Genomic DNA, 18,873 nt, shown 5'->3' with positions numbered 1-18,873 from the left:
GATTTTCTATTTTTGTTGCTTAATGAAAAAATGGCGCTCCACAGGTTCTGCAGACTGAATAGTGCCTTTCAGACCGTATTGCCAGGCGACCACAGTTACTTTAATGGGATATTTTGCCCGTGGTGGGATAGCAGTCAATCTGAGCTGCTCCCCTTCTACAGCTGCTGGCCCAGCCTTCACATAATAGGCCACAGGCAGATCGGCATCGGATGAGGCTCCTAAATTGATCGGGGATGTACCCACCTCGACATCGCCCAAGCCCGGAAAAAGGATATGTTGGCGTCGGCCCACAGTGAGTGGATAGTCGATCTTAAGATTTAACTGTTGCACCGCACTTTTATATGGGCGATCGCCTGCACTTGACGCTAATAGCCATATGTCGTTGCTGCGCTTGCCATTGTTCATGCCCATTCGATAAAACTGTACCTTGAATATACTGTCATTAATTTTGTGGATGGGGCCACAGATACGGTCGATCCGAATCCCCCCTTTCCCATGCAAATCTGAAAAGTGAGATCGTGTCGAATCCGTGAAGGCCGCCGACAGTCGGTACGTCAGGCCATCAGCATCAGGCTCAATCTTGGTCTGATATTGGGCATGGCTGGCTGGGTCAAAAGGCAATAAGCGATTTTTCCATGTAAAGCCAATAAATTGCGATTGTTTTAAATTTCCCTTACTGTAATAGCGCTCCGTCGCAGCAGCCATTTCCTGATCGAAATACCAAAAAGCATCATGGGGATCGCCTTTATAGCGATCAAATGCTGCCATAGCAGCCCTTTTTACCTGACCGGGATGCCATCGCTCGGCCAGCCAGCCTGCTTTCGGATTTAAAACAGTTAGTTTGCTGGGCTTATCAATTGCCTGTATCTTGGGCAAACGGTATTGCGCTGCTTTGCGTAAAAATAGACAGATATAGTCGATCACCTGATCCGACACATCAAAATGTCCATGTCCCACATCGCATAAAAAAGATATACAGCTTTGGGGATACATCATACGAAAGGCCAAGGCAGGGTTTACCCTTGCCTCCCACCATTCGTATTCCCCCTCGATCATTAATCCAGGAATACCATCAATATTTCTATGGCGTCCCCACTCCAGATTTTCACGTCCATAGCCCGTTAGATTTGTCCGGGGAGCATCGCCGTGATAGGATATCACCGCCAATGTCTTTTCGGGATTCCAGGCCGCAAAATTCCACGGAAAGGTAGCCATCGCAGAATGCCCGAGCGGAACAATGGGTACATGTTTCAGTTCGCCATAACCACTCGTTTCTGCCAAGGCCCCGATTGCCTCGTTCAAAACCTTCTGACAACCATCCTTCAGGTCCCATTGCTGATTTATTCCCGGCGATATCCATAGGATCGCGAATCCGAGTTCGCCCATGGTCCTGCGGAAAGTGGCATGTTCAAAAATGTTTTCCTCGCACATATTATGCTGCCCTATGATAAGGCCGCGCAACTGTTGGCAATCGGGCGGGATCCATAAAAAAGCTTCGGGATTGGCGTTCGTCTCAGCCGATACATAACCGCTTACCGGCACGGACCATTGATATTCCTGTCCACTGACGGCCAGAGAAAAGAAACACAGCATAAGCAAAGCACAGATCTTATTTTTCATAATTGGTTTGACCGTTTGTCTTTTATTTTAAATCCCAGTACACCACGTAACGCTGTTGATGGATACGATGAATCGGCGCCAACGCCACCCCATCAAGTTTATCGACAAAGACCAATTGTTCTGGATCCGTCATTTTAACCCTATCTGGGAGATTCTTTTCATCGACATGGAGCGAAGTTTTTAGACCCGCTGGGACATGGTAATCATAAGTATAATAATCATTATGTACATGCGGATCTGAAAAGGGCGCCGTTCCGGTCATTCCCTCTTTTCCCATCGTCCCCGCCAGTACAAGCGGCCCGTACATAACGGCTGCTTTGTTGGGATTGTCATTGGTTTTGGCCAAATGAAGATCCATCGGATAATAAATTTCCACCTGATCACCTTTTTCCCACTTTCTTTCGAGGGTAATATAGCTCGACGGATGCTTACTGAGAGCCGCTTTCCTTCCATTTACCTTTACTTCTACCTTTGCGGCCCATGCAGGGTGACGGAGGTACAGCGGCATTGTTACCGTCTGATCCACATCGACCCGCAATGTGACCTTTCCACTGGAAGGAAAATTGGTCTCCTGAGTTAAGCGAAGGCCTTTTTCTTTCCAATGCAGTTCAGATGGAATAAAGAGATTGACATAGACTCCTTTATCATCATGATAATAGATGGCCTCATTGTATTTGGTATGATTTTCAAAACCTGTGCCTACACAGCACCAAAACGATTGATCAGGTGTGCTATATACTTTGTGGGCTCCCGGCAGTAAGGGTAAGAAGTAAGCCACCATACCGGTCTCCGGATCCTGCTGTCCCAAAATATGGTTGTATAGCGCACGCTCATAAAAATCTGCATATTTGGCTTCCGCATCCCAGGTGAACAAGTGCCGCGTTAGCTTTAGCATATTGTTGGTATTACAGGTCTCCTGGGTATACCCAGTCAGATACTGCGAGAGACTGTCCGAGGGAATAAATTTTTCCTTGTGGCTATTTCCGCCGGTACAAAAAGTCTGATGATCCACAACCCTGTTCCAAAAGTAATGCACCATAGCATTGGAACGCGCATTAGCAGACAGTTCATAGTTGCGGGCTTCGCCCAATAATTTCGGAATAAAAGTATTCGCATGCTTAAATTTTAGTTCATCGGTATGATCGGCCAATGGATCAAGAACCGCAGCATGGTAGAAAAATTCGGCCAGCCATTTATGCTGCTCTTCGCCTGTAATGGCATATAGATTATAAAAAGCTTCATTGGTACCGCCAAATTCGTTGCGCAGCATCAATCTACGTTGCTCCTCCGTCAAAGGCTTTAATTTACGATAAGCCCAGGCAGCAGCATTTTTCATGATCACAAGGGCTTTATCGTTGTTTGCGTACAAGTATTGGTCTATTAACCCTGCATACAGCTTATGCAAGGTATACCAGGGCGCCCAAACACTTTTACCCGCAATATTTCGATTGATCAGTCCTTCGCCATACGCACTCAGATACCCCTCACTTCCATTGGCGGTAAAGGTCTGCTGTACCACTTCCAAGCCAGCAACCAAGCTATCCGCTTTTGCCTTATATTTAGCTTCCCCGGTTGAAGCATATAGGTAAGCCAAGGCCGATAAAAGATGTCCTGTTGTATGTCCTCTGAGATCGCAATCCAAAGATTCCCATCCACCAAGTTTTTTAATGGTAGAATAGCCCCCTTCCAAGGCAGCATATGTTCCGGAAGTATTGCGAAAACTCTGTAGCAAGCTATTGACATCTAAAGACATCATCCATTTTGCCGTACGGTCGCGGTTTTGTGTAAATATGGAAGGCAAGAGACGTACATCCTGCATATCAAAACTCATGGCTTTGAATTTCCCCTCGACTCGTTGTAACTTTCGGTCAGCATGTTGCCCAATGTAAACGGACTGCGACTTTACATGCAGGGACGCCGCCAGCAATACGGCTATAGTGATCATTTGTTTCATTTCATTCTTTTTTATTTTCGCTAAGGTCTAATTGAGGCGATCAGGCATTTCATACCTAATTGACAGACAATGAGATTCCCCAAATAAGGGGTTTTCCTCATGATGTTTTTATTTAAACACGACGTTTTCGACATGCTCGCCAATGAAAATACGCGCCATATCACCTGTTTTATACCATTTCGGTTTTTCGGGCATGCTATCCGAGATTAATTTCCCATTGATACGGAGGTTTTCGAAGAATATGTTTTTTATTTTTCGATCTTTATCGTAGCCTGAGATCATCGAGAGTTCGCCACCGCTGCCATTATAGCTGATATTCTTAAAGAAAATATTCTCTATCCCCCGCCCCGGGGCCTTGCAGTATTTCTCATTGAAGAAAATCCGGAGATTAAGAAGTTGCCCTTGCCTAAAATCTTCGACGCGGATGTCTTCAAAATGGATATTTCGGATCAGGTTATTATCACCGGCATTGATCGCCATGCAGCCCTGATAATCCAATTGCATTTCCTTTTGATCGAGAATATCAATATTCCGGTAATACACATCTTCAATAATATCCGACTTATCCGCATTGCCGTGAATACCGATAAAAATAGGATGGGCAACATCCGCCCAGAGGGTCGAATTTTGCATCGTGATATTCTTGCACCCACCTTCGAAGCCTTTTCGGGTTGCATAGACGGTAGTGCAGTCATCAGAATTTCGACAAAATACGCCATCGAATAATACATTATTGCTGGCAAATACATTGAGTCCATCTCCCCAACCGTAATAACTCACGCTTTTCACATTTCTGATGGTCACCTGATCGGAGCCTCCCGTGGCACATTGCGTCGTAAAAACCCCCTCTACCAATATATTTTTCGAACGGGAAATATGAATGCCCATTTTGACCGTATGCTCTACCATACCCCGCCCGATGACCTTAACATTTTCAACGCTGTCTATCAGCAGCTGTCCACGTAAAATGGCATCTCCAGCGATATAAACAGTTTTATTGCTCGGTATTTTGAAATTACCCCCCTTAAATTCATGAATTCCAGTACCGAAATAAATGACATTCGGATCATTTTTAGCGGGGATATTTTCCAGCATTGGATTTGCGAAGAGCAGGAGGTTATGGAAAATATCGTCGTTGATTTCAAGCGAAAGATTTCGGGGTTGATCAAGGACAAAAGTCATGGTATTGCCAGCAACCACTGGTTTAATACCGTATGACAGCGGCCGAATACGTGCTGTATTGATCGCTCCTCTATTGTGGGTAACTGAAACCTCTACTGTCCCCTTAAAATCAAAATAGGCCATTGAGGCATCTTCTACCTGATGCTTCGCATTTCGCACCTCGTCGACCTTAATCAGATGACTTGGCAGATATCTCCATTCCTTCTCACCTTTTTGACGCACTTTGACCGTAAAATCAGTATTCAATAATGCTCCTTTCGGGGCCTCGTATACTTTCAGGTCTGAACCATTTCGCTGTGCTGTTCCCGTGAAGGTTATACAGCACAATAGCAGTAGTAGGATAAGATCCGCGCGCAATTGTTTCATTTTATTATAGGCTTTTTCTTGTTAAAACATTCTTATACTTTACTTTATCCATTTTGGTTGCCGGACGGAGATGCAATGCTGCGCCACCGCTCGCTTTCAGCAGTAGTTGGAGCGATGTTTTCTGATCCACAAGAAAATGGTTTACAGCGACTTTTGTTTTTGTACGCATCGCAGCATCGTCGGTGTAGCTGTCCATGACATATACGGTGTCGGGATTCAGGAAATCTAGTTTCAAATCCAGTTTTCGTTGCTCTGTATTGGTAATAGCCCCCACAAACCATTCGTCAGCGCTACGCCTTGCCGTCGCGATATAATGACCAATCTCTCCCTTTAGGACTTTGGTATCGTCCCATACCGTTTTGACCTGATCGAAAAAAGCGATCTCGGGTTCGCCCTGATACATCCCGGGGGTATCGTACCAGTATAAAAACTGCAATGGACTGTAATACACGACCGACAAGGCCAACTGGTGCGCATGTGTAGTTTTGATCCGGCTGTTGTAATAGCTGATTGTATAATCACCCGCCCCCGCCAGAAAACGGGTAAATGGCAAGATTGTATTATGGGTCGCATCAGGCATTTCTTCATTACCCCGAATACCTTCCTGCGTCAAAAGATTTGGATAAGTACGACTATATCCAGTAGGCCGGTATTCATCATGAATATCGACCAATAGCTGGTACTGAGCGGCCTTCTTGACGGCCTGGTGTAACCATGTTGACCAACGGTTTGAACCGACCTGGACAAAACCAAATTTAACACCCTTGACCCCCCATTTTTGATAAAGGGCAAACAATTCATCCAAATCGTCCATCAAGGCGCGCTGATTGACATAGATAAAAATGCCGATATCTTTCTGTGCAGCATAGTGAATCAGCTCTTGCATATCCAGATCCCTATTCCCTGCGACACGGTTAGCCTTGGAAGCAACTTTCATTTCGGGACCATACCAACCTGCATCCAGATGGACGTAGTGTAAACCGTGCTGCGCCGCAAAATCTATGCAGGCCAATGCCTGTGCAGTGGTCAGGCCAGAGCGGATCGCTTTACCTGGTTTTATCCAGGAGCTATCTTTGATCTGATTCTCGAGGTTTAGATTCAGTACCAAATCATTGTGCTCGATCAATTGCCCAGGCTGCTGGGCAACCATGATCACACGCCAGGAGGTCGAAAAGGGCGGAATAGCATCCACTTCACCATAAATCGAGGCCTGCAAGGTATTGGCCTGACTGGTCGAGAGCTTCAACTTTGTCCGTGCATAATCGACCATCTGGGCTTCGAGAAGAGCAACATATAACCCATTGGGCAAGGATAAAGTCAGTGGCCGCTCGCTTTCATCTTTCCAATTTTTAAGCGGTTGTAGGAAATATGGGCCCTGTGCCCAGCGTTCGTAATAAGCTTTCGTACCTTCTTCAAAAGCAAAACTTGTCTGCTCGCCCGTAATATGCAAAAACAATCCATTGCTATTTTCGGGGAAGAAATACTTAAATGCCACACCCTCATTGTAAGCCCTGAATACAATGTCCAAAGAATAGCTGCGACGCTTGTCATAACTTGTCCCCTGCTGGCCTTCTGTATGTGCAGTTTGCTCATCAAATTTTGTAAACTTTAATACGAGTTCTTTATAATCTTCTTTTACCCGACTGCGCTCACCGTACAGCGGTTTCCATTCCTGCTGCGTTGACTGACGATACTCCTGCGCAAAATCAAGATTTTCGCACCAGGATAGACTAGTATCATTTTCTATCGCCAAGGCCGACTCAAATAATTGGTTGTCGAGCTGTATCCCCAGTTCACTTTTCCCGATGGCTTGTTTGCCCTTGTAGGTTAATGTATAGAATAACTGCTTCTTACCCGTAGCGACCTTTTCCTGGGTAATCTGCATGATATAAGATCCGTCTGGAGAACTCAATTTCCAATCGTGCAACACGGTCGTCTGCGCCTCTGCAGTACCGATTCCCAAGAGTAAAATAAAGAGTAAAAATATACTGCTATTTTTCATGTGCCCCCCTATTTAATGCCCAGTTCAGCCTGTATCTGCTCCAACGATTTCCCTTTGGTTTCGGGCATTACCCGCCAGATAAACAGGAATGACAACAACATCATGATTCCATAAAAAACAAAGGAATAGAAGCCGCCCAAGGGATCACTTTCAACGATAATGGGAAACAACCAAGAAATGATAGCCGCCATGATCCAGTGGGTAAAGCTCCCGAGCGCACTACCTTGCGAACGAACGGCATTGGGAAAAATTTCGGAAATAAAAACCCAGATAACAGCACCCTGCGAAAAGGCAAAAAAAGCAATAAAACCGACGATATAGACTAAAATAAAAGGATTTTGAGACCCGCTTTCATGCATTGAACCAAACGCTGAGGCTGTCAGTATCAGGAATAAAGTCATCCCTGCCGCACCGATCAGCAATAGCTTCTTTCGTCCTATTCTATCGATAATGCCCATCGCCAAAATGGTACAGACAAAATTGGCCAGGCCAATAAATACAGATTGCTGGAATGCATCTGCTTGGTCAAAACCTGCCATTGCAAATACACGGGGCGCATAATACAAGATCGCGTTGATACCCGAGAGCTGATTGAACATTGCCAATAAGACAGCATAGAAAACCGGTTTCTTATACTTGCCATTAAACAGACTTTCTTTTCGCCCGGTCTCTGTCTTATCCTTAGCCGTCAGGCTGATCTCCTGCAAGACGGATAGCTGACCGAGTCTTTCAAACACCTGACGTCCCTCTTTGTCAAAACCTTTGCCAATCAGCCACCTTGGGCTCTCTGGGATCAGAAACAGCAGTAAAAAAAACAGCAATGCGGGCACTGCCATCACCGCCAGCATATAGCGCCAGGAATCGTTTCCACCATAGCCGGCCAATAAGTAATTGGTCAGATAAGCCACCAGGATTCCGCCCACGATATTCAACTGAAACATACCCGCCAATCTGCCCCGGTTGTGCGCCGGTGCAATTTCTGCGATGTACATTGGCCCTACGACAGATGAAGCCCCTACTGCCACGCCGCCAAGAAAGCGGAATAGCACAAAGAACAGCCATGAAGAGGCTGCTGCACATCCCAATGCAGAGACTAGATATAAAATCGCAATTGTAAACAAAACAGGTTTTCTCCCGTAGGATTGTGCAGGCTTACCGACGGCAATTGAGCCCAAAACAGTCCCTATCAAACTGGAGGCTACGGTAAAACCCAACCAAAAGGAATCCAATTTCCATAACTGTTGGATGGTTTGTTCAGCTCCGGAGATAACAGAAACTTCAAATCCAAACAAAAAACCACCAAGTGCGGCTATGAGCGCAATATGAGAAGCATTTTTTAGTAACATAATCTATTTTATAATTGTTTTCTGTGTAAATAAATATGCGCTGCCCACCATTGCGGAGTGTTCGCCTAGCTGGGCCAGATGAAAGTTAGCCCGAATTCCCAACAATTCCAATCGTTTTCGGACCCGGGGCAGAAAGAGGTCCTGAGCTTTGGCGATATTCCCCCCGATAATGATGTCATCAGGAGACAGTTCGGCAGAAAATTGATGTAATACTGCCGTAAGGTTTTCAGTGAATTCGTCAAATAGCTTTAGTGCCAACGGTTCTCCGCGCCTTGCAAGATAACTGATCTCTTGTACCTCAAGGCCTGTTCGGCCCGCTTTTTCATAAGCTGATCGAAACCAGCGCGTCGTCAGAAAATCATCCGCAATGCTATCCTTAAAAGCTGCTAGACCTAAATTTAGATCTTTGGTATCGCCATATTGACTTATTGCCGAACCAAACCCTGTACCGAGCGTAATCCCCAGAATACGGCGATCAGCAGCCAGCGCAGCAGCCATGACTTCCCCATGCAAAAAAGCTTCAGCATCGTTCCGGAAAAGGATATTGGTTTCGTCGATTTTAAAATGACGAGCAACTATGCTTTTTATGTTCTCCCCATACAGGCTTTCATATTTATCCAGCCCCTTGATGAGACTGACCCCCTTTTGATAGTCGAAGGGCCCAGGCATAGCAAACGCCATACGCCGGATGCCCCTATCCTTCTTAAAAGCGAGCTGTTCAAAGGCATCAAACCATGCATTCAAAATTTCTTCCTGTGTTCCTTTACTATTCAATTTAATTCGGATGGTATCAGCATCTATTATTTTTGGAAAACCATGCTGCACAAACCCGACTGTAATATGGCTTCCACCGATATCAGCTGCGGCAATTAGATCATCATTATTAGCTAGCTTCATCAAATCGTTATTTTCATTTTTTATCCATTAATTCCCCAAGTGCTTATAGCGCAACAAGGCTTCCATATAGTAATAATCACCATAATTAATCGAGGTATTGATCTCAGTTCCGTTAGGATAATGCCCAGTCACCTGACCCAAGATCGCCGAGTTCTCATCGGCTGCATGGTAATGTTGGGCTAAGGAATTGAGCATCTCTTCAGCCTTTTTCCGGTACATTGCTCCCTTATCACCCGGGACGTACTGACCAAGTTCAAAGAGTGCAGAAGCGACCACAGCCGCCGCCGAAGCATCCCGTGGTGCATTCGGGATCTTGGGATCATCAAAATCCCAATAAGGAACCAAATCCTTCGGCAATCGATCCAAGTAAACATCAGTCACTTTTTGGGCAAAATCCAGAAAGACAGGATCCTTCGTCTCCCGATAAACCATTGTATAGCCATAGATTGCCCAAGACTGTCCCCGTGCCCACATGCTACTATCCGCAAAACCCTGATGCGTCACTTGCTTTATTCTTCTGCCAGTTTCCCTATCATAAACAACGGCGTGATAGGAAGAATAATCATCCCGAAAATGATTGGCCATCGTTGTCTTTGCGTGACTAACCGCTATCGTATATAAGGAGTCCGCTCCGCCATTTTTCGAGGCCCAAAACAACAGTTCCAGGTTGATCATATTATCTATAATCGTGTTATGCTGTGGCCACTCCATATTGGGTACAGATCGTGGCCAAGAAAGAATGGTTCCGACCTTCGGATTAAAGAGCGTCGCCAGTGAATCCGCGGCAGCCAGCACAACCCGACGATAACTCTCCTCTCCTGTCAACCGAAAGGCATTGCCAAAAGAGTTGAAAACTTGAAAGCCCAGGTCATGATCGATGACCGGCTCGTACGCTAAGGGCTTCAATTCCTTGCTGAAGCGCCCGGCCTGCTCCTTCCATTTTTCTTGGCCCGAAAGCTCATAGGCATACCACAATTCACCCGACCAAAAACCACTCGTCCAGTCCTGATAGCTTACATATTTCCATGATCTGCCGTCTTCCAGGAGACTTCGGGGGATATTCTTTTTGTCGTTCGGGATGTTGGACAGGGTCCGTTCCAGCCGATTTTGGATATAAGCAGTCTCTGCCTCCAGATTTATGTCCGTATTCCGCAAAGACGAACAGGCAGATACTGTGACCAAAACCGATACACAAATTGATTTTATAGCTATTAATTGTTTGATCCTTTTATTCATAATTTACCGTATGCATTATGCTAACTCAAAAAAGTTCGGTCCCCTCCATGTAACCACCTATTGTAGAGGGAACCTCACTTTCATCCAAATCACTTCTATGTTTAATTGCAACCCATCACAGGCCTATCACTTGCCTATAAATTTTGCCAGTTCCTCTTTACTCGCAAATGTGCGGATCCATTCGACGGAATAACCAGCGGTAGCGGTTTCGGCCGGAATATCAGCTATTTTAAACTGGAATGTCTGCCCTGCACTAAATACGATTGGCGAGTTGGCCACCGGCGGATTGGTTCCCTGTCCCAGCACCGAAATATCCCAGAATAGGACATTATCTGCGACGAAGTCCTTTGATTCTTTTTTTGAACCGTTGCCAAAAGCCCCACCGGAGACGTCAAAGGTGTATACGGCGCCCACCGGCAATGCCTTCATCTTGATGGCAACTATCGGATAGTTTCCGGTATGGAGTGTTATCGGCAAATTTGTCAATTTGAGATCCGCTCTTCTTTTATCAGTCCCTGTCTGTGAGTATGTCACATTGAGTGCATCATCAGAAGCCGCATAAATGGCTGATTGTTGTGGTACCCAACCTTCATTATCCGTATTGAATTCAAAGGCAAGCTTGCCTACCGGGATAGGCTTGTCAACCACATTTCCATAAAATTCAATTTCGGCGATATTTCCGTTTCCTTCCGCTGTATAGTAATAGATATATCTGAAAATCTGTTCATTCTCTATATTCGCCTCGGTATAGACACCCGCGGGAGGTGTTGCCGTTATCTTGTGCAGCACAACATAATCGGACAAAGAAGGATCGTTCGCGCCCCTGATCTCTCCGTTGAGCATCCGGGAGGCATGTGTCGAGCGTGGAGCATATCGTACCGATTTTACCATCGCCCCTTTTCCTGCCCCCATATCGTATCCCATATAGCCAATTTTATTTGCTCCATCTACGTAAGTAGCTATATCTCCATCTACAGCAGCCTGGATGGTCGTCGCCGGATTGTTGTTCCATGAGCCAGCATGTCCAAACAAGGTACCCGTCAATTTCTCCATACCTACCATGACATAGGAGCCGACAAGACGCTGCCCATCAACCATCAGGACGATACTCGCAGAAGGACCTTCTGCAACTTTAAATTTAATTTGGTTGGGTGTAACCGACACCACTGTACCCTCGACATTTCCTATATAGGCTTTTACCTTTTGCATATCCGTACCGAAGTTTTCTCCTGTCACCGTAATTTCGTCCCCTACCTGTGCTTTATCCGTACTGGCACTGATAAATTTTGCGGAAGGCATATACACAAAATCCTCCTTGGTCAGATCCGACTTTCCATAAATTTCCACTTTCAATTTGCCTGTAACTCCTTGTTCGGGCGCCAGGACCACAATCTTATTGTCTTCTACGATTTTCACCGAATCGGCCCTTACCTCTCCGAAATACACCTTTACAGCCTTTAGTGTCGTGCCAAAATCTTTACCCGTGATGGTAACAGCACTACCGACGTAGCCCTGCTTGGGCGAAAAGTCCTCCACTACCGGCGCGGGGTAATTAAACTCCCGAAAATCAGGACCTTTTTCGCAGGAACTGAGGAAGGATATCAAAAGCACCAAGGCTCCCAGAAAAGAGTGATGAACTGCATATCTTGTTTTCATTTTTCTTCATTTTTATTGGTTAGAAATTAATAGCGAAAGCTATTAGTCTAATGTATACATCAAGGTTCCAAATCCCAGTTGATCATACCCACCACTGTTTGGGCCGTAGTCACCCCCACCGCCTTCAGGATAGGTCTGCGACATCCCCATTTGCGTATAGGTGGCGTTTTGTTTTTTGATCTTTGTATAGTGGTAATATGGGCCTGTCCACATCGGTCTTTCGGTACCGCGGGCATTATCACTGATCTGGGTATGCACTTCTGTTTGCGCACAATTGGCCGCCCATTTGCGTGTATACTCATGAAAGGGAACGGCAAGTTTGGCGACATTATATTTTGCCGTATACTCGCAGGCCTTCAAGAAACGGTTATTATCAAGTCCATAAAAATCATCACCCTGGTTCCAGGCCATCTGGGCAATATGTCCCATCAGCGCAATACAGAGTGTTGCGTGCCCCTGGTCCCGACCGCTTTCCTGAATCTGCGCCAGCCCTGCATTATCGCCATCAAACACATAATTAATTACCTTAAACCAATTACCGTTGCCTTTGCCCCGCTGCAGGTAGTCCACGGCAAAATTGTAAATCGAACGATTGTCGGTCAAAATACCAATTGCCATCACGGACGCCAAGTTGGCCAAGTCCCAATTTGCCCAATAATGTGAATCACAGGTCCCCCAGTGTGTATTGAGGAAAGCCATATTCAAACTATAAAACACATCTTTCATCCACTTTTTATAAGCCGTGAAGTCCTCTTGTTTCCAACCATTATAATCGCGCAGTAATTCACCCGCAACAGCAAACTGAAAGCCGTAGATTCCACCGGCTAAGGCCGTATTGGAATCCCCGCTTATCCGTTTGCAGGTCGTTGCCCAGGCATTCAAAATCGCTACGGCCGATTTTGCGTAGCTTTCATCGCCACTTATTTTCCAGCGGAGTGCCAATTGGTAAGCCGCGGCGACATCATTGAATGCCCGCCCATAGTTGTCCGGTTCCGGTTCTTCCCTGCTGCCACCACCGCGGATCAATTTTTCAACCGGGCTGGCAATATAACCTGCCTGCGCATGACTGTTGGCAATGAGCTTGTTCCAACCGGCTAAGATGGTTATATCCTGTGCCGCGAGTTTTGTCTTGATACGCTGAAAATCCTCGGGCGTATGTAAGGCCCCCACATGCTTTAGTGCCACAGATGGTGCCAAGGTATCAATCAGCTTGACAACTGCTTCCGTACTTTTGGGCGTATCACGTACGATTTCTGGGAGATCATATGCACAGGCGGCCATCGTTGCAGTTATGCCTGTCAACAGACCGATATAAATTTTTTGTCCTAAATTCTTCATGATGTTAATTTTGCTATTAATACCCTGGATTTTGTAATAGTTGCTTATTTAAGTTGATCTGCGACTGTGGAATTGGATAGAGGTAATGCCTGGCAGCAACAGTATGGTTTTGACTGCTGGAAATCACAACACAACGCAGTTTACCTTCGGGCGTCTCCACCTCTTCCTCCCCCCAGATATAACTACCCGGCTTATACAAACCTGTTGCTGCACCATTGGCATCCTTAAAAGGCGTTGTATAATCATTACCATTTCCGACCACTTTGCCCAGCCGCGAGGTATTCAAAGATTCCACCAGTAGGCCCCAACGCTTGAGGTCATCAAAACGTTTTCCTTCGCGGTAGAGTTCTACCGCTCTTTCCCGACGTATTTCGTTCAACATATTCAAATTGTTGGCCGTCACAAGCGCGTTGCTTAGGTTTGCCACCCCTGCCCGCTGTCTCAGCTTATTGATCGACGCATCCAGTTGCGCATCGGTGATGCTACCATTCAATTCATATAAGGCTTCGGCATAGGTCAGATAGACTTCTGCCAATCGGATAATAGACCAGTTTGCCGACTCTGTATTATCTTTTCGTCGGGTACCATATCCATACACCGCATATTTACTGTTTCCATAGCCACTGAATCCCAGGCTTCCGTAATCCAGCGTCACCGATCCCGGCGCTGTACCGGTACCATAGAGATAGCTTAATAAACGTCTATCACGACTTTGAAACTCTGAGTTAGCCGTATGATACCCTTGAAAGAGCGGTGATTTTTCGGGAGGCAGACCATCTGTACAGACCGCCATGTCAACAAATTTGCGGCTCGGGTACAACTGTCCTACAGTCCAGGTAATATTGATACGCGATTGCTTTAAAGTATAATCGTACACATTGTAAAGGATAAATTCCTTATTGGTGCTTTTATCATATCCGCCAGGATTTGATTCTGCATCCTCCAAGTTGAATAAGTACCACAAGCTGGCATTCGCCATTTTTGCATCAGTATTTTTATTCCATAGCTCATACCCACCATTGGTCATGATATCCTCACATTGAGCTACCGCATCGGCAAGATAACGCTTGCTATTTCCGGCGTCATAACCTGCCGTACCGGCACCTTCAGATGTACCGTTACCATCAGCTTTTTGTCCCACATATTTTTCCCAGGTAGCCTCATAAAGCGCTACCTGTGCTTTTAAAGCCTTGGCGGCCCATTTGCTGATACGGCCCTTGTCCGCACTTGCGATATTCTGTTCGATCGGTAATTTTGCGATCGCTGCATCCAGGTCTTTGAGCACCTGAGCAACAATTTCATAGCGGCTATTTCGTGGCGCAAATAACTCCGGCGACTTCTCGTCAAGCGTCTTTAAAATCAATGGCACACCGCCAAACTGCTTCAATAAACCAAAATATTGATACGCGCGGAAGAAATGCGCCTCGCCGACAAACTGATCAATATTTTCTGTACCGGTATATTCCGCTGCCTTACCAAGCAAAATATTGCAGCTACGGATCCCCGAATAATCCCAGCTTGTACCTGTCGCATTTAGGGAACCATGCCCCTCTCCATACCCGTTGCCATTTGAGTTGGCAGAAAGGTCAGAGCTATTGTCCATGTTGGCAAAACTCCAGCCCTGCAGCCTGCCGTAAAAGCTGGTTGTATAGGACTTAAAATCGCTTGCTTTCTTAAAATAAACGTTATCCAAAAATTCGGCAGGAGGTGTCAGGTCTATAAAATCATTCTGACAGGACAACAAGCCCATACACATTGCACCGAATAAGATATAATTAAATGTCTTTTTCATCTCTTTACATTTTAAGCGTTAGAAACCTATGTTAATACCAAAAGACCATGTACGGGCAAATGGATAGCCGGCATTATCACCATCAGTCGCATTCTCGCCCGTTTCAGGGTCGAAACCATCCTTGATGGCCGTGGCCTCCCAAAGATCATTCCCCGAAAAATAGACCCGCACCTTCTGTAACTTGGCCCGCTCGACAAGCGACTTAGGCAGTGAATAGCCAACAACCAACGATTTCAAACGGATATAGCGGCTATTCTGCAGCATAAAATCATTATTCGCATAGTTCCATCCCGCCCTATCCACATTACTAGTCAAGCGCGGAAACTCCGCATTCGGATTCTCTTCGGTCCAGGTATGGCCTAAAAAAGAAGGATTCTGGTTGGTGTATAATGCCCTAAAAGGATAGGCCATATATCCCGTACGCATAACATTCTGTTTTAAGTGCCCCTGAAAAAAAGCATTTAAATCAAAGCCTTTCCAAGAGCCACCTAGGTTGATCCCATAGGTGTAATGCGGCATGGCATCACCCATATACACCAAGGAACTCTGTGTATTTCCTCCGGCAGTGATATTTCCGGTACCGGCAACATCGACCTTTTTTGTGTCACCCGGGCGCAGTGTTTTCTGGGGATTTGTCTTTTCCAGTCCTTTCAATGCCTCACTATTCCCATAAGCTGCATAATACGCATCTACCTCAGACTGATCCTTAAAATATCCATCCGTCTTAAACAAAAACCAGGATCTGAAAGGATAGCCATTGACAACGTTATTTCGGCCTGCATTATAGGTATCCGCATTTTCCACTTGGTCCACCTTGGTGTTGGCATTGCCCATATTGAACGCTACATTGTAACCGAAATCACCCTTTTGATCTTTCCAACCAATAGAAAGTTCCCAACCACGCGTATAGAATTTGCCACTGTTTGTCTGCGGCGCTGTTCCCCCCAATACCGACGGGTAAACAACCTGAGTGAGCATACCGATGTTTCTTTTTTCATAGGCATCAAAAGTAGCGCTCAACCTATTGCTCAAAAACTTGAGATCAAGCCCGGCATTGGCCTGTATAACAGTCTCCCAGGTCCGGTCATAGCTGATCAAACCATTGTTGGACAAACTAGAATTCGTCTGAAGGGAAGCAGGAAAGCCCAAAACAGAAGTACCAATATTGACCACTGATAAATAATCAAAATCCTTTAGGTTATCTGCCGCGTTACCCGTTGAAGCATAACTAGCTCTCAACTTACCAAAGCTGACAATATCCTTCAATGGAGCCATAAAGGATTCTTCGCCGAAAACCCAACCGGCCTGCACGGAACCAAAACCTTTAAACTTATGTCCTTTGGCAAAGCGTGAGTTACCATCATAACGTCCCACGAATTCCAGTAAGTATTTCTCGGCATAGTTGTAAGTGAATCTACTGATATAGGAATAGCGACCGTTCAGGCTTTTACCACCACTGTTTGTCATTCCTTCCGTTTTACCCAGCCCGATGTCATATATCCCCAGATCATCATAACCGAGCCGTGCGGCATTAATCGTTTGTGAATTGAATTTTTCGGCATTTATCCCGACCATTGCCGAGATATTATGTTTTCCGGCAAGTGTCTTATTATAGCGCAATAAGGCTTCGTAATATTGACTAACCCCATTATATGTACCGGCAGAATAGGTATTATTCGTACCGTCGGTGTTATAGGCATTGGCGACATAATCTCCGTACCAGTTGTAGAGCTTTACAGGAACGACGTAAGACTCACCCGTATAGCGTTCATTCTGCAAGGATGCGGCGGCTTCCAAAGAAATACCGTTCCAGATATCATAAGTAGCGCGCAGATCTACCCGGCTCGTGAGCGATTTTTTGTCAAAACGACCCGCATCGGATGTGGTGGCAGCGGCATTTCTGTTAGCACCAGCATCTATTCCGTTAAAAGGAGCCAACCACTGCCCCATTGGGTTTTTAGCTGGATAAAACGGCATATCAAAAGAATACAGGATATTTCCCAACCCCCTTGAAGGCATGCTCGTATTGGCATTAATGGCGCTGATATTAGATTCCAGCTTTAATTTATCTGTTAAGTTATAGGTATAATTGAAACGTGCATTCCATTGTTTTTGACCATCATAAGCCGTAGCAAGGTTTGCCTGATTATCCGCGTAAGCAAAGGACAACCGATAGCTGGACTTATCATTTCCACTACCCAGACTGAGGTTATGCTGATAGGAATAACGCGTCGAAAACATCTCCTGGATCCGATTTGCGTTGAAGATATAAAAATCAGTGTTATACAGATCATATCTACCCTCGATCCCCTGGGCCATTTTCTTGACATTGTCTTCACCCCATACCCACCAGTTTGGTACAGTTTCCTCTTTATTGGCTTCCAGCCACATGGTTGCATACTCCTGCATTGAGGGTGAATATCCGACCAGCCCATTGGTATTGAAGCGAAAATTGCCGTTGTAGTCGACTTTTAATTTTCCTTTCCCCTTTTTTGTGGTGACCAACAAAACACCGTTTGCTGCACGGGAACCATAGATGGCGGCAGCCCCGTCTTTCAGGACAGAGATGTTTTCAATATCGTCCGAATTTAAATTTAGAAAGGAGTAATCGTTCATTGCCGGCACGCCATCAATGACGATCAGCGGCTTAGAACCGTTGATGGATGAGGCTCCGCGAATGGAAAGGTTAAGCCCTTCATTACCAGGTCTAGGCGATGTCCGTGTAACGGTAAGCCCTGGTGTCTGCCCCTGCAGTGCCAGGGCAACATTGGTGACTGCACGGTCTTCAAACACTTTACTGCTGACGGTTTCAACCGCCCCTGTCAAGGTGGCTCGTTTTTGCGTACCATAGCCGACAACAACCACTTCTTCAAGAGCACCTTCCGTTGATTTTAGTGCCACACTCATATTCTCCTGAGCCTTTTGTATCTGCACCTCATAACCAATTAAACGAAACTCTATGTTTTCACCTGAATTGGCAGGAAGTACATAACGCCCATTGTTGTCCGAGCTCCCCTTTGCCTGATTGTTGACGCGGATTGATACCCCTGATAGTGGCAACCCTGTTTTGGAATCCTTTACAAGTCCTCGCACCTGGATCTGCTGCGCAAACAAGGGGTTGACCTGTACCATGAAAACACTACAGGCAATGCCCGCCACCAAGGACTGAATACTTGATCTACTTTTCATATTTACATGTTTATAATTGTTTATTTCACATTTATAAAAAATCGCAAATAAATCTTTCCAAATTTTTTAAACGTCGGAACGACATTTTTAAATCAGATTAAAAAAAACCTGAAACGATATTCGTTTCAGTCTGAAAGATTGTACAGCAATTAAATATTCTTACGGTTTATAATTACAGGCCCTTTCCTACCTGTGATACAAACATAAAAAATAAATTTAACCGATTTAGTATTTCATAAAATATTTTTTTTAAAAAAATCACAATCAATTAATATACAACCATTTAATTTCATTA

Annotated in this window: 11 protein-coding genes; all 11 read right to left on the bottom strand. The window is 45.4% G+C overall.

The genetic code is table 11. The annotated features are described in order from the left end of the window. Positions 1-6 precede the first annotated feature (6 nt). Positions 7-1,620: a hypothetical protein gene (locus DCO56_RS09750; protein WP_108633542.1), complete on the bottom strand. Its 1,614-nt coding sequence runs from the start codon at positions 1,618-1,620 to the stop codon at positions 7-9. 22 nt (positions 1,621-1,642) lie between these two features. After that, positions 1,643-3,574 (bottom strand): glycoside hydrolase family 127 protein, encoded by a 1,932-nt coding sequence (locus tag DCO56_RS09745; protein WP_108633541.1) that lies wholly within the window; start codon positions 3,572-3,574, stop codon positions 1,643-1,645. 108 nt (positions 3,575-3,682) lie between these two features. Further along, on the bottom strand, positions 3,683-5,122 hold the full coding sequence (locus tag DCO56_RS09740) for a glycosyl hydrolase family 28 protein (protein WP_108633540.1): 1,440 nt from the start codon (positions 5,120-5,122) through the stop codon (positions 3,683-3,685). A gap of 4 nt (positions 5,123-5,126) precedes the next feature. Beyond that, positions 5,127-7,124 carry a glycoside hydrolase family 97 protein gene (locus DCO56_RS09735; RefSeq protein ID WP_108633539.1) on the bottom strand — a complete coding sequence of 666 codons (1,998 nt, stop codon included), beginning with the start codon at positions 7,122-7,124 and terminating at the stop codon, positions 5,127-5,129. Between the two features lie 8 nt (positions 7,125-7,132). Continuing rightward, positions 7,133-8,470, bottom strand: a complete 1,338-nt coding sequence (locus tag DCO56_RS09730; protein ID WP_108633538.1) for a sugar porter family MFS transporter — start codon at positions 8,468-8,470, stop codon at positions 7,133-7,135. A gap of 3 nt (positions 8,471-8,473) precedes the next feature. After that, on the bottom strand, positions 8,474-9,367 hold the full coding sequence (locus tag DCO56_RS09725) for an ROK family protein (RefSeq protein WP_108633537.1): 894 nt from the start codon (positions 9,365-9,367) through the stop codon (positions 8,474-8,476). Between the two features lie 27 nt (positions 9,368-9,394). Further along, positions 9,395-10,603, bottom strand: a complete 1,209-nt coding sequence (locus tag DCO56_RS09720; RefSeq protein WP_108633536.1) for a glycoside hydrolase family 88 protein — start codon at positions 10,601-10,603, stop codon at positions 9,395-9,397. A gap of 126 nt (positions 10,604-10,729) precedes the next feature. Next, on the bottom strand, positions 10,730-12,259 hold the full coding sequence (locus tag DCO56_RS09715) for an IPT/TIG domain-containing protein (RefSeq protein WP_108633535.1): 1,530 nt from the start codon (positions 12,257-12,259) through the stop codon (positions 10,730-10,732). A gap of 42 nt (positions 12,260-12,301) precedes the next feature. Further along, the gene (locus DCO56_RS09710) at positions 12,302-13,597 is read right to left on the bottom strand and encodes an alginate lyase family protein (RefSeq protein WP_219929352.1); all 1,296 of its coding nucleotides are present in this window, start codon (positions 13,595-13,597) and stop codon (positions 12,302-12,304) included. Between the two features lie 16 nt (positions 13,598-13,613). Next, complete coding sequence (locus DCO56_RS09705; protein ID WP_108633534.1) at positions 13,614-15,389, bottom strand: RagB/SusD family nutrient uptake outer membrane protein; 1,776 nt, start codon at positions 15,387-15,389, stop codon at positions 13,614-13,616. Positions 15,390-15,407: 18 nt separating this feature from the next. Continuing rightward, on the bottom strand, positions 15,408-18,578 hold the full coding sequence (locus tag DCO56_RS09700; RefSeq protein WP_108633533.1) for a SusC/RagA family TonB-linked outer membrane protein: 3,171 nt from the start codon (positions 18,576-18,578) through the stop codon (positions 15,408-15,410). Positions 18,579-18,873 lie beyond the last annotated feature (295 nt).

This window comes from Sphingobacterium athyrii (genome assembly GCF_003071065.1).
In the GTDB taxonomy this organism is placed as follows: Bacteria; Bacteroidota; Bacteroidia; order Sphingobacteriales; family Sphingobacteriaceae; genus Sphingobacterium; species Sphingobacterium athyrii.
This window is presented reverse-complemented; position numbering and strand designations above follow the sequence as displayed.

Bases quoted from the DNA above. Each gene is read 5' to 3' on its own strand.
- DCO56_RS09710 (WP_219929352.1), bottom strand. From the start codon at position 13,597: ATGAAGAATTTAGGACAAAAAATTTATATCGGTCTGTTGACAGGCATA.
- DCO56_RS09705 (WP_108633534.1), bottom strand. From the start codon at position 15,389: ATGAAAAAGACATTTAATTATATCTTATTCGGTGCAATGTGTATGGGC.
- DCO56_RS09745 (WP_108633541.1), bottom strand. From the start codon at position 3,574: ATGAAACAAATGATCACTATAGCCGTATTGCTGGCGGCGTCCCTGCAT.
- DCO56_RS09740 (WP_108633540.1), bottom strand. From the start codon at position 5,122: ATGAAACAATTGCGCGCGGATCTTATCCTACTACTGCTATTGTGCTGT.
- DCO56_RS09750 (WP_108633542.1), bottom strand. From the start codon at position 1,620: ATGAAAAATAAGATCTGTGCTTTGCTTATGCTGTGTTTCTTTTCTCTG.
- DCO56_RS09725 (WP_108633537.1), bottom strand. From the start codon at position 9,367: ATGAAGCTAGCTAATAATGATGATCTAATTGCCGCAGCTGATATCGGT.
- DCO56_RS09720 (WP_108633536.1), bottom strand. From the start codon at position 10,603: ATGAATAAAAGGATCAAACAATTAATAGCTATAAAATCAATTTGTGTA.
- DCO56_RS09700 (WP_108633533.1), bottom strand. From the start codon at position 18,578: ATGAAAAGTAGATCAAGTATTCAGTCCTTGGTGGCGGGCATTGCCTGT.
- DCO56_RS09730 (WP_108633538.1), bottom strand. From the start codon at position 8,470: ATGTTACTAAAAAATGCTTCTCATATTGCGCTCATAGCCGCACTTGGT.
- DCO56_RS09715 (WP_108633535.1), bottom strand. From the start codon at position 12,259: ATGAAAACAAGATATGCAGTTCATCACTCTTTTCTGGGAGCCTTGGTG.
- DCO56_RS09735 (WP_108633539.1), bottom strand. From the start codon at position 7,124: ATGAAAAATAGCAGTATATTTTTACTCTTTATTTTACTCTTGGGAATC.